Raw genomic sequence first — 11,169 nt, 5'->3', positions numbered from 1 at the left:
AAACGCCCGGTTACATTCCGAACCCGGAAGCTAAGCCTCACAGCGCCGATGGTACTGCAGGGGGGACCCTGTGGGAGAGTAGGACACCGCCGAACTCCCTTTGAAGCTCCGGCTCCTGGGCACCAGCCCAGGAGCCGGAGCTTTTTTGCGTTGGGGTAGGGTCAGGGGGCATCGTCGGCACGTTTCGCACAGGAGGCCCCCGGGTGGAGGTCCAGGAGACCCGCGTCCAGACAGACCGGGTCCTCACCATCCCGAACATCCTCAGCATGGCACGGCTCCTCGGCGTACCGCTCTTCCTGTGGCTGATCCTCAGGCCCGAGTTCGGGGGACCCAAGAGCGACACCTGGGCGCTGCTCGTGCTGGCGCTGAGCGGGATCAGCGACTATCTGGACGGCAAGCTGGCGCGACGCTGGAACCAGATCAGCAGCCTCGGCCGGTTGCTCGATCCCGCGGCCGACCGGCTCTACGTCCTGTCGACGCTGCTGGGGCTCACCTGGCGCGAGATCCTGCCGGCGTGGCTGACCGCGGTACTCCTGGCTCGAGAGCTGGTCCTCCTGGTGATGGTGGGCATCCTCAGACGGCACGGCTATCCGCCGCCGCAGGTGAACTTCCTGGGGAAGGCGGCGACCTTCAACCTGATGTATGCCTTCCCCTTGTTGTTGCTCAGTGACGGAAGCGGATGGATCTCGTCACTCGCTGCTATTTTCGGATGGGCGTTCGCAGTTTGGGGTACAACCCTCTATTGGTGGGCAGGAGTGCTCTACGTGGTCCAAGTCCGACGCCTGGTTCGCGCGGACGCCGTGGCCGGTTGAACCCGCCGATTGTCCGGACGTAGTGGCTTGCGATGGCCCGTGGCGGAAAAGTGCGGGACAATCTGGACGGGTGAAGTCGGCTGGACCGTCGTCTCTTAGAGGAGGACGCTTCCGACATGAAGGCCGTCGTGATGGCCGGTGGCGAAGGCACTCGCCTTCGCCCTATGACCTCGAGCATGCCCAAGCCGCTCCTGCCCGTGGCGAACCGCCCGATCATGGAGCATGTGCTACGGCTGCTCAAAAGGCATGGGCTCAGCGAGACCGTTGTTACCGTGCAGTTCCTGGCATCGCTCGTCAAGAACTACTTCGGTGACGGCGAGGAGCTCGGAATGGAGCTCACGTATGCCAATGAGGAGAAGCCACTCGGTACCGCCGGAAGCGTCAAGAACGCCGAAGAGGCGTTGAAGGACGATGCCTTCCTTGTCATCTCCGGCGATGCCCTGACCGACTTCGACCTCACCGAACTGATCAATTTCCACAAGGAAAAGGGCGCGCTGGTCACCGTCTGTCTGACGCGTGTGCCCAATCCGCTGGAGTTCGGCATCACCATCGTCGACGAGGAAGGCAAGGTCGAGCGGTTCCTCGAGAAGCCGACCTGGGGACAGGTCTTCTCGGACACCGTGAACACGGGCATCTACGTCATGGAGCCCGAAGTGTTCGACTACGTCGAGCCGGACGTCCCCGTCGACTGGTCCGGTGATGTCTTCCCGCAGCTCATGAAGGACGGCAAGCCGATCTACGGCTTCGTCGCCGAGGGCTACTGGGAGGACGTCGGTACCCACGAGAGCTACGTCAAGGCGCAGGCCGACGTCCTCGAGGGCAAGGTCGACGTGGACATCGACGGGTTCGAGATCTCCCCGGGCGTATGGGTGGCCGAGGGTGCCGAGGTGCACCCCGACGCCGTGCTCCGTGGACCGCTCTACATCGGCGACTACGCAAAGGTCGAGGCCGGCGCGGAAATCCGCGAGCACACCGTCGTCGGGTCGAACGTGGTCGTCAAGAGCGGAGCCTTCCTGCACAAGGCCGTCGTGCACGACAACGTCTACGTCGGCCAGCACAGCAACCTGCGGGGCTGCGTCGTCGGGAAGAACACCGACATCATGCGTGCGGCCCGGATCGAGGACGGCGCCGTCATCGGTGACGAGTGCCTGATCGGCGAAGAATCGATCGTCCAGGGCAATGTGCGGGTCTACCCGTTCAAGACCATCGAAGCCGGTGCCTTCGTCAACACCTCGGTCATCTGGGAGTCCAGGGGCCAGGCGCACCTCTTCGGAGCCCGCGGCGTCACCGGAATCCTGAACGTCGAGATCACACCCGAACTCGCCGTGCGGCTGGCCGGCGCCTACGCCACCACCCTCAAGAAGGGCTCCACCGTCACCACGGCCCGCGACCACTCCCGTGGTGCCCGTGCGCTCAAGCGAGCCGTGATCTCCGCGCTCCAGGCCAGCGCCATCGACGTACGCGACCTGGAGAACGTACCGCTGCCCGTGGCCCGGCAGCAGACCGCGCGGGGCAGCGCCGGCGGCATCATGATCCGGACGTCGCCCGGTGTGCCGGACTCCGTCGACATCATGTTCTTCGACGGCAACGGGGCGGACCTCTCCCAGGGAAGCCAGCGGAAGCTCGACCGGGTGTTCGCGCGGCAGGAGTACCGGCGCGCGTTCCCGGGTGAGATCGGTGACCTGCACTTCCCGGCGAGCGTCTTCGACTCGTACACCGGATCGCTGCTGCGAAACGTCGACACCACGGGGATCGCCGAGTCGGGGCTCAAGGTGGTCGTGGACGCCTCGAACGGCAGTGCCGGACTTGTTCTGCCCAGCCTGCTCGGCAAGCTCGGTGTGGACTCGCTGACCATCAACCCGGGCCTCGACGAGTCGAGGCCGACGGAGACCGGCGAGGTGCGGCGGTCCGGCCTGAAGCGCCTCGGAGAGATCGTGGCGTCCTCCGGGGCGGCGTTCGGCGTCCGGTTCGACCCGGTGGGCGAGCGGCTGTCGCTCGTCGACGAGAAGGGCCGGATCATCGAGGATGACCGGGCACTGCTGGTGATGCTGGACCTCGTAGCCGCCGAGCGGCGCAGCGGCCGTGTCGCACTCCCGGTCACGACGACCAGGATCGCCGAGCAGGTCGCCGCCTACCACGGAACCCAGGTGGAGTGGACCACCACGTCCCCCGACGACCTCACGCGCGTGGGAGGCGAGGAAGGGACCATCTTCGGCGGTGACGGCAAGGGCGGGTTCATCGTCCCCGAGTTCAGCAGCGTCTACGACGGTACGGCCGCCTTCGTGCGGCTGATCGGGCTGGTGGCGCGGACGCAGCTCACCCTCAGCCAGATCGACGCCCGTATTCCGCGCGCGCACGTCCTGAAGCGGGACCTGGCCACTCCCTGGGCCGTCAAGGGTCTCGTCATGCGGCGGGTCGTCGAGGCCGCCGGAGACCGCTACGTGGACACGACCGACGGCGTACGGGTCGTCGAGACCGACGGACGCTGGGTGATGGTGCTGCCCGACCCGGCCGAGGCGGTCACCCACCTGTGGGCGGAAGGGCCGGACGACGCGTCCGCGCAGGCCCTGCTCGACGAGTGGTCGGCTGTCGTGGACAGCGCCGGAAGGTAAATACCGCCGCACGCACGCGTGCCGGACAAGTGTTCCGCAAGGGGGCCTGTCCGGCACGTCGGAGGGGGCGTTCGTAGCTACTGGTCGCGACATGCGACGATGTGCGGCATGCCGCAGCAATCCCCCGTTCGGAGCACCTCCTCGCGGCCCGCGCGTCCGGATGCCTCCATGTCGTTGATCACCAACGTCATGGACCACAGCCTGGACGACGGGTACGCCGAGGCCGCGGCCAGGCGGAAGGCCCACGGAGAGGCCGGCGGCGTGCCGAAGACGCTCCGGGCCAAGCTGGGCCTCGCCGCCGGCCTGGTCCTCGCCGCGCTCGTGGTGACGGTGGGGGCGGCACAGGCGCACGTGGCGGCGCCCGTCGTCGCCAAGGAGCGCCAGGAGCTGATCGACCGCATCGACAGCGAGACATCGTCGGCGGACCGGCTCGAGGGCGACGTGGACAAGCTGCGCGACGACGTGAGCGCCCGCCAGCGGGCGGCTCTGAAGAAGAGCGGCGGCAGCGGGCAGGCGGATCTGGTGGGCGTCCTCTCGGGTGCCACGGCGGTGCACGGACCCGGCGTCAAGCTCGTCGTCGACGACGCCAAGGAAGCCTCGAGCGGCCAGGCGGGCAATCCGCGTGAGACCTCGGGGTTCTCCGACACCGGCCGGGTCCGGGACCGCGACATGCAGCGCGTGGCGAACGGGTTGTGGGCCTCGGGCGCGGAGGCGATCTCCATCAACGGACAGCGGCTGACCACCCTGTCGGCGATCAGGGCCGCGGGGGACGCGATACTGGTCGACAACAAGCCGCTGGTGCCGCCCTACACGGTCCTGGCGGTGGGGGACGGGAAGAAGTTGAGCACCAGGTTCCAGAACAGCGACGACGGCCTGTATCTGCACGCCCTGGAACAGAACTACGGCATCCGGACCGGCATCTCCACCGAGAGTGACCTCCGGTTGCCCGCAGCACCGAGTGTGATCGTACGTACAGCACAGCCGAGCACTGAGAAAGGCACATCGTGATCGCCGTACTGGGCCTCGTCGTGGGAGTCGTGGCCGGCCTGTTGGTCCGTCCTGAGGTTCCGGCGGTCGTCGAGCCTTATCTGCCGATCGCCGTGGTCGCGGCGCTCGACGCCGTCTTCGGTGGCCTGCGGGCCATGCTCGACGGCATCTTCGACGACAAGGTCTTCGTGGTGTCGTTCCTGTCCAACGTGGTCGTGGCCGCGCTGATCGTGTTCCTCGGCGACAAGCTGGGCGTGGGTGCGCAGTTGTCCACCGGTGTCGTGGTGGTCCTCGGCATCCGCATCTTCTCCAACGCCGCGGCGATCCGGCGGCACGTGTTCCGGGCGTGACGGCGATGAGCAACCAGGACGAGCAGCCGGAGACGGGGCTGCGCAAGGAACTGCCCGCCGAAGTGCCGGCCGAGGCGCCCGCCGAGGTGCCGTCTTCGGCGCCCGAGCCCGAGGGGGCCGCCGAGCAGCGGCCCGAGCAGGCGCTGACCGGCCGGCAGCGCCTGGTCCAGGGCCTGTGGCCGCCACGCGTCAGCCGAGCCCAACTGATCGTCGCGGTGCTGCTGTTCGGTCTCGGCTTCGGACTCGCCGTGCAGGTGGCGTCGAACAGCGACAGCGACAGCGCCCTGCGCGGAGCCCGCCAGGAGGATCTCGTTCGCATCCTCGATGAACTGGACGACCGTACTCAGCGTCTTGAGGACGAGAAGCAGGGACTGGAGAAGCAGCGGCAGGAGCTGCAGAGCAGCTCCGACCAGGCTGCCGAGGCGCGCAAGCAGACCGCCGAGAAGGAGAAGCAACTCGGTATCCTCGCGGGCACCGTGGCGGCCGAGGGTCCCGGCATCACGATGACGATCGACGACACGAAGGGGACGGTCCAGGCGGACATGCTGCTCGACGCGATCCAGGAACTGCGCGCGGCCGGCGCGGAGGCGATCCAGGTGAACGGTGTGCGGGTCGTCGCCGGGACCTACCTCACCGACTCCGGCAAGAGGGTGAGCGTCGACGGGAACAAGATCAACGCTCCGTATCGTTTCAAGGTCATCGGCAAGCCGCAGGACCTTGAACCGGCGCTCAACATCCCCGGGGGCGTGGTGCAGACTCTCGAGAAGGAGCAGGCCACCGTGACCGTCGACCGGTCGAACAAGATCGTCGTGGATGCCTTGCGACCGGCGAAGCAGCCTGACTACGCTCGGTCGTCCTCATAGTGAACCGAGAGTGCATGGGGGGCGTCCGACAAGGGCATGAGGTTGCGGGGGGTCGGCGTACCGAAGGGGTGGTGCGTGGTGGAAACTGTCTGGTGGCCACGGACGTTGTGAGGGTGTCCGGGTCGGCCGGTGTAGGCAATCAGGGTTCGTCCTGCCCCACGGGCGGGTCTGTTTCGGTCAAGGGGAATCGCCCGTGAAGTTGTTTGCGAAGTTGTTCGGCAAGAGCGCGCGAGAGGGCAGCGACAACGCGACCGCCCGTCATCGCGCACAGCCTGACGCAGAGGGTCAGCGCCCGCTGTTCCGTGACCAGCTCGCTGGTCCGGGTGGTGACATTTCCGGAGGTCAGGGCGCGCCGTCTGTTGACCCTGCCCAGTCCGGCGGCATAGGTTTCGGGCAACCGTCAACCTCAGGTACGGGTGGAGGGTTTGCCTCCGGCCCGTACGCGTCCAGCGCTCCGGCGGGGCAGGAGGATCCGTCCATGTCGGCAGTGGTGTGTACGAGGTGCGGAAACCGCAACGCGGACAACGCCCGCTTCTGTTCCAACTGCGGTGCGCCGCTGCGCCCCGGGGCCGTGCCGGAGCGTGCGTCCGAGACGACGTCCACGATCTCCATCTCCGGCCTGGAGGCCTACGACGCCGAGGTGACCGGGCAGACGCCGATGCTCTCCCCGGAGGCGCAGGCGGCCGTCGACGCGCTGCCGCTGGGCTCGGCGCTGCTGGTGGTGCGCCGTGGGCCGAACTCGGGCAGCCGTTTCCTGCTGGACAGCGAGCTGACCACGGCCGGGCGCCATCCGCAGAGCGACATCTTCCTGGACGACGTCACGGTGTCGCGCCGGCACGTGGAGTTCCGGCGCTCCCCGGACGGTTCCTTCACGGTGGCCGACGTCGGCAGTCTGAACGGTACGTACGTCAACCGGGAGCGGATCGACCAGGTCGCTCTGTCCAACGGTGACGAAGTGCAGATCGGCAAGTACCGGCTGGTGTTCTACGCGAGCCGGCAGGGCATCTGACCTCCCCCGGACGCCGTCCGGGGGAACCTCCAGGGAAGGTCCATGCTTCGAACACCGAGCGGCGGTGCCGGGCACGGCACCGCCGCCACGGACAGTGGGCTGATGAGCATCGGCACGGTGCTGAACGCGCTGCGCGGCGAGTTCCCCGAAGTCACGATCTCCAAGATCCGGTTCCTGGAGTCGGAAGGGCTGGTCGAGCCGCAGCGGACCCCCTCGGGGTACCGGAAGTTCAGCGCCGGGGACGTCGAGCGCCTCGGCCACGTCCTGAGGATGCAGCGGGACCACTATCTGCCGCTCAAGGTGATCCGGGAGCACCTGGACGCCATGGAGCGCGGTGAGGCCGTGCAGCTGCCGGTCGTCGGGCGCCAGCGGGACGGAGAGTCCGTACTCGAGCCCGCCGAGGGGCCCACCGTGGCGCGGATCGGGCGGGCCGAGCTGCTGGCCGCCGCCGGGATCGACGAGAAGGACCTGGAGGAGTGGGAGTCGTACGGGCTCCTCACTCCCCTGGAGGGCGGGGTGTACGACGCGGAGGCCGTCACCGTGGCCTCACTGGTGGCGGAACTGGGTCGGTTCGGTATCGAGCCCCGCCATCTGCGGGTGATGAAGGCCGCCGCCGACCGTGAGGCCGGGCTGGTGGACCAGGTGGTGGCCCCGCTCAAGCGCCACCGGAATCCGCAGACCAGGGCGCACGCGGAGGCTCGTACGAAGGAGCTGGCAGCGCTCACGGTGAGGCTGCACGCGGCTCTGGTGCAGACCGCGCTCGGGGTACGGCTGCCTTGACTGGTACTGGTGTACGGGGGCCGGATCGGGCACCCGTTCCCGGCCCGACTACCCAAACGTCCCGGGCACGGCCTAGGGTTGCTGTGTGAACGAGCTCGATGTCGTAGGTGTCCGGGTCGAAATGCCCTCCAACCAACCGATCGTGCTCCTGCGTGAAGTGGGCGGCGACCGGTACCTCCCCATCTGGATCGGACCGGGGGAGGCCACGGCGATCGCCTTCGCCCAGCAGGGCATGGCCCCCGCACGACCGCTGACCCACGACCTGTTCAAGGACGTGCTGGAGGCCGTCGGTCAGGAGCTCACCGAAGTACGCATCACCGATCTGCGTGAGGGCGTCTTCTACGCGGAGCTGGTCTTCGCCAGCGGCGTCGAGGTGAGCGCCCGCCCGTCCGACGCCATAGCGCTGGCTCTGCGCACCGGAACGCCGATCTACGGCAGTGACACGGTGCTCGACGACGCGGGCATCGCGATCCCGGACGAGCAGGAGGACGAGGTGGAGAAGTTCCGCGAGTTCCTCGACCAGATCTCGCCCGAGGACTTCGGCACCAGCAGCCAGTGAGCGCGGGGGGCGGCAGACGGCGGACACGCGGTCCGTGACGGGTCCTTCGACGGCGTGTGACCGCTGGTGGCGGCGGCGCCCGGCCGGGGCCGACCAGAGCGTGCTGACGTTCCCCGCCAGCGCATTCGGCTAGCCTTTCCCCGCGGTGGGGCACGGGAAACCACTCTTAGGGTGATTATCACTCGGCGTGCCGAGTGTGGCGATCGTTGACGCACCCCTGGTGACTGCCTACCGTCGAGAAGGCAGGTCAAGGACGGAGGTCGGCGTGAGAAGCAGCGGCGACGGTACGGCTGGGGGTGCCCCCGGACGCGGTTTCGGGGAGAGCGGTCCGTACCCTTCCCCAAGCTCTCGGCTCCGCTCGGGCAGGGGGTACCCCCCTCATGCCGACGCGGCAGATCCCGTCCGGCAGCGGCCGACACCCGTGCCGAGCGGTGGAGGGGCGGCGTCCATGGCGTCCGAGCAGATCGGCTATCGCGGACCGACGGCCTGCGCGGCCGCCGGCATCACTTACCGGCAACTCGACTACTGGGCTCGCACCGGTCTGGTCGAGCCGAGCGTGCGGCCGGCCTACGGGTCGGGCACGCAGCGTCTGTACAGCTTCCGCGACGTGGTCGTCCTCAAGATCGTGAAGCGCTTTCTGGACACCGGAGTCTCGCTGCAGAACATCCGCACCGCCGTCCAGCACCTCAGGGAACGCGGCTTCAGCGACCTGGAACGCATGACGCTGATGAGCGACGGCGCCACGGTGTACGAATGCACCTCCCCCGACGAGGTCCACGCCCTGCTGCAGGGCGGCCAGGGGATCTTCGGGATCGCCGTGGGCGTGGTGTGGCGAGACGTGGAAAGCGCCCTCTCCCAACTGCACGGAGAACGCATCGACACCGGTGAGACCCTCGTCGGCCAGAATCCCGCGGACGAGCTGGCGCGGCGGCGCAACCGGGCGGTCTGAGCGCGGCTGCCGTTCGCCGGCGACGGGCGCGCCGGCGCCGGTGCGCCGGCCGACGGGGCGAGTGGCTTTGTCAGTGGCGTGGTGCAGCATCGGAGATGTGAGAAACGCGCCCACGATCCTGCACCTCGACATGGACGCCTTCTTCGCCTCGGTGGAGCAGGCGTCCAAGCCGAGCCTGCGCGGCAAGGCCGTCGTCGTGGGCGGTCTCGGGCCGCGGGGAGTGGTCGCCACCGCGTCGTACGAGGCGCGGGTCTTCGGAGTCCATTCGGCGATGCCGATGGCGCAGGCGCGACGGCTCGCCCCGAACGCGGCCTATCTCGTTCCCCGCTTCGGGCTGTACCGCTCGATCAGTGAGCAGGTCATGGCGTTGCTGCGGGCGCTGTCCCCGCTCGTGGAGCCGTTGAGCCTGGACGAGGCGTTCGTGGACCTGGAGGCCGGAGGAGCGGCCTGGGACGAGCAGTCGGCGCGCCTGGCTGGGGCGAGGCTGCGCTCGGACATCCGGGTGGTCACGGGGCTCACGGGGTCGGTGGGCCTCGCCGCCTCCAAGATGCTCGCGAAGATCGCCTCCGAACAGGCCAAGCCGGACGGGCTCGTGGTCATCGAGCCGGGCACGGAGCGGGCCATGCTCGGGCCCATGCCGGTGCGCACCCTGCCCGGGGTGGGCCCGGCGACCGGGGACCATCTGCGGCGGGCCGGGATCACCACGGTCGACGAACTCGCCGAGGCGGGCGAGGACGAGCTCGTCCGGCTGCTGGGGAAAGCCCATGGCCACGCCCTGTACGCCATGGCGCTGGCACACGACGAACGCCCGGTCGTGGCGGAGCGGGAGGCCAAGTCGGTGTCGGTCGAGGACACCTACGACGTGGACATCCACGACCGGCTCCGGGTCGGTCTGGAGGTGCAGCGGCTGGCCGACCGGTGCGTGCGGCGGCTGCGCGGGGCCGGGCTGTCCGGACGGACCATCGTGCTGAAGGTGCGGCGGTACGACTTCTCGACGCTGACCCGGTCCGAGACCCTGCGCGGGCCCACCGACGATCCGGCGGTGGTGCGGGAGGCCGCGGCCCGGCTGCTGGACTCCGTCGACACGACCGGCGGCGTACGGCTGCTCGGTGTGGGGGTGTCCGGGCTCGCCGACTACACGCAGGAGGACCTGTTCGCGCAGGCGGCGGGCGAGCTGACGGAAACCGCGGCGGAGGAGGCGGTGACCGAACCCGTCGAGCACCAGCCGACGCCGGCCGAACGGCGCTGGCCCGCGGGGCACGATGTACGGCACACCGAGTTCGGCCACGGCTGGGTGCAGGGCAGCGGGCTCGGGCGGGTCACCGTGCGCTTCGAGACCCCCGACTCGGAGCCCGGCCGGGTGCGGACCTTCCGGGTCGAGGACCCGGCCCTGGAACCGGCGGATCCGCTGCCGCTGACCGCCGGGGCGGCCGCGGGCGGTCATCGGGACCGTGCGGGGGACGAGGAGGCCCGGGGCGCGGCGAGCGGTTCCCCAGGGGGCTGGTGACGGGTCTCCGCGGCGTCGCGGCGATCCATCGGCGGCCCCTGGCGACAGGCCCCGGAGGGATGTGGATGAGCCGGGCAGAGCGGTCGGCCGGATGGCGGACCGGGGCGACGCGTCCGGTGCGCTACGTCGGTCCGGCCGTCTCGTCCGTGCCCGCGAGATCGCCGAAATCGTGGTTCGGGAGCGGGGGAGAGGGGGTCACGTCGAGGCCGTAGTGGTGGTAGAGCTGGAGTTCCTGCTCCGGGGAGAGATGGCGGCCGACGCCGAAGTCGGGTGCGTCCTTGATGAGGGACCGGTCGAAGGGGACCTGAAGGGCGCCGTCGATCAGCTCGCTGGGCTCCAGAGGGACGAAGGCGTCCCTGGAGAACAGTCCGGTGCGTATGGCCGCCCACTCCGGCTCGCCGGTCGCGTCGTCGAGGTAGACCTCGTCGATCGTGCCGATCTTGTCGCCGTTCCGGTCGAACGCCTTGCGGCCGATCAGGTGGCGCGGATCGATATCGGTTCGCACGGTCCCTCCTCTTGGTCGCAACTCATCCGTAAGCACTACGAAAGAGCACATTCAGGGAGGCGGCCACTCGAGGCTCGCGCGTCGACCTCGCTGGTACGCTGGCAAGCGGCTGCTGACCCCGTGCGGGAGAGTCCTCCGGACACCATCGGAGGCGCCGAAGGAGCAAATCCTCCCCGGAATCTCTCAGGCCCACGTACCGCACGGACGAGGTCACTCTGGAAAGCAGGGCGGGTGTC

The 11,169-nt window shown here is 69.0% G+C and carries 11 protein-coding genes, 1 rRNA gene and 1 riboswitch; of the genes, 11 read left to right on the top strand and 1 reads right to left on the bottom strand.

What is annotated here, in order from left to right; all coding sequences use genetic code 11:
* The 11 genes from rrf to ACWC21_RS15860 all read left to right on the top strand — a co-directional run.
* Window positions 1-95, top strand: a 5S ribosomal RNA gene (gene rrf / locus ACWC21_RS15910); the annotation flags it as partial.
* A 108-nt stretch (window positions 96-203) separates the two neighbouring features.
* Window positions 204-812: a CDP-alcohol phosphatidyltransferase family protein gene (locus ACWC21_RS15905; RefSeq protein WP_450882072.1), complete on the top strand. Its 609-nt coding sequence runs from the start codon at window positions 204-206 to the stop codon at window positions 810-812.
* 116 nt (window positions 813-928) lie between these two features.
* A complete protein-coding gene (locus ACWC21_RS15900; RefSeq protein WP_450882070.1) occupies window positions 929-3,424 on the top strand; it encodes a sugar phosphate nucleotidyltransferase in 2,496 nt (831 codons plus the stop codon).
* 168 nt (window positions 3,425-3,592) lie between these two features.
* Window positions 3,593-4,432: a DUF881 domain-containing protein gene (locus tag ACWC21_RS15895; RefSeq protein ID WP_450882068.1), complete on the top strand. Its 840-nt coding sequence runs from the start codon at window positions 3,593-3,595 to the stop codon at window positions 4,430-4,432.
* Window positions 4,429-4,761 carry a small basic family protein gene (locus tag ACWC21_RS15890; protein ID WP_003988855.1) on the top strand — a complete coding sequence of 111 codons (333 nt, stop codon included), beginning with the start codon at window positions 4,429-4,431 and terminating at the stop codon, window positions 4,759-4,761. The genes ACWC21_RS15895 and ACWC21_RS15890 overlap by 4 nt, the downstream gene beginning before the upstream one ends.
* 5 nt (window positions 4,762-4,766) lie before the next feature.
* The gene (locus tag ACWC21_RS15885) at window positions 4,767-5,624 is read left to right on the top strand and encodes a DUF881 domain-containing protein (protein ID WP_450882066.1); all 858 of its coding nucleotides are present in this window, start codon (window positions 4,767-4,769) and stop codon (window positions 5,622-5,624) included.
* 193 nt (window positions 5,625-5,817) lie between these two features.
* A complete protein-coding gene (locus ACWC21_RS15880) occupies window positions 5,818-6,633 on the top strand; it encodes an FHA domain-containing protein (protein ID WP_450882064.1) in 816 nt (271 codons plus the stop codon).
* Window positions 6,634-6,675: 42 nt separating this feature from the next.
* Window positions 6,676-7,413 carry a transcriptional regulator FtsR gene (gene ftsR / locus ACWC21_RS15875; RefSeq protein ID WP_450882062.1) on the top strand — a complete coding sequence of 246 codons (738 nt, stop codon included), beginning with the start codon at window positions 6,676-6,678 and terminating at the stop codon, window positions 7,411-7,413.
* 85 nt (window positions 7,414-7,498) lie between these two features.
* Window positions 7,499-7,972, top strand: coding sequence for a bifunctional nuclease family protein (locus ACWC21_RS15870; RefSeq protein ID WP_026253112.1), 474 nt, complete (start codon window positions 7,499-7,501; stop codon window positions 7,970-7,972).
* Window positions 7,973-8,237: 265 nt separating this feature from the next.
* Entirely contained in the window at window positions 8,238-8,921 is a 684-nt protein-coding gene (locus ACWC21_RS15865; protein ID WP_450882060.1) for a MerR family transcriptional regulator, read from the top strand.
* A 97-nt stretch (window positions 8,922-9,018) separates the two neighbouring features.
* A complete protein-coding gene (locus ACWC21_RS15860; protein ID WP_450882058.1) occupies window positions 9,019-10,428 on the top strand; it encodes a DNA polymerase IV in 1,410 nt (469 codons plus the stop codon).
* A gap of 121 nt (window positions 10,429-10,549) precedes the next feature.
* On the opposite strand, the gene ACWC21_RS15855 is transcribed toward ACWC21_RS15860, so the two are convergent.
* On the bottom strand, window positions 10,550-10,933 hold the full coding sequence (locus tag ACWC21_RS15855; protein ID WP_450882056.1) for a PRC-barrel domain-containing protein: 384 nt from the start codon (window positions 10,931-10,933) through the stop codon (window positions 10,550-10,552).
* Between the two features lie 113 nt (window positions 10,934-11,046).
* A riboswitch (glycine riboswitch) is annotated at window positions 11,047-11,142 on the top strand.
* Window positions 11,143-11,169: the final 27 nt, after the last annotated feature.

The organism is Streptomyces sp. NPDC001348 (assembly GCF_053597535.1).
This window is presented reverse-complemented; position numbering and strand designations above follow the sequence as displayed.

Excerpts from the sequence above, each read along its gene's own strand:
- ACWC21_RS15885 (WP_450882066.1), top strand. The coding sequence starts at position 4,767 with ATGAGCAACCAGGACGAGCAGCCGGAGACGGGGCTGCGCAAGGAACTG.
- ACWC21_RS15900 (WP_450882070.1), top strand. The coding sequence starts at position 929 with ATGAAGGCCGTCGTGATGGCCGGTGGCGAAGGCACTCGCCTTCGCCCT.
- ACWC21_RS15895 (WP_450882068.1), top strand. The coding sequence starts at position 3,593 with ATGTCGTTGATCACCAACGTCATGGACCACAGCCTGGACGACGGGTAC.
- ftsR (WP_450882062.1), top strand. The coding sequence starts at position 6,676 with ATGCTTCGAACACCGAGCGGCGGTGCCGGGCACGGCACCGCCGCCACG.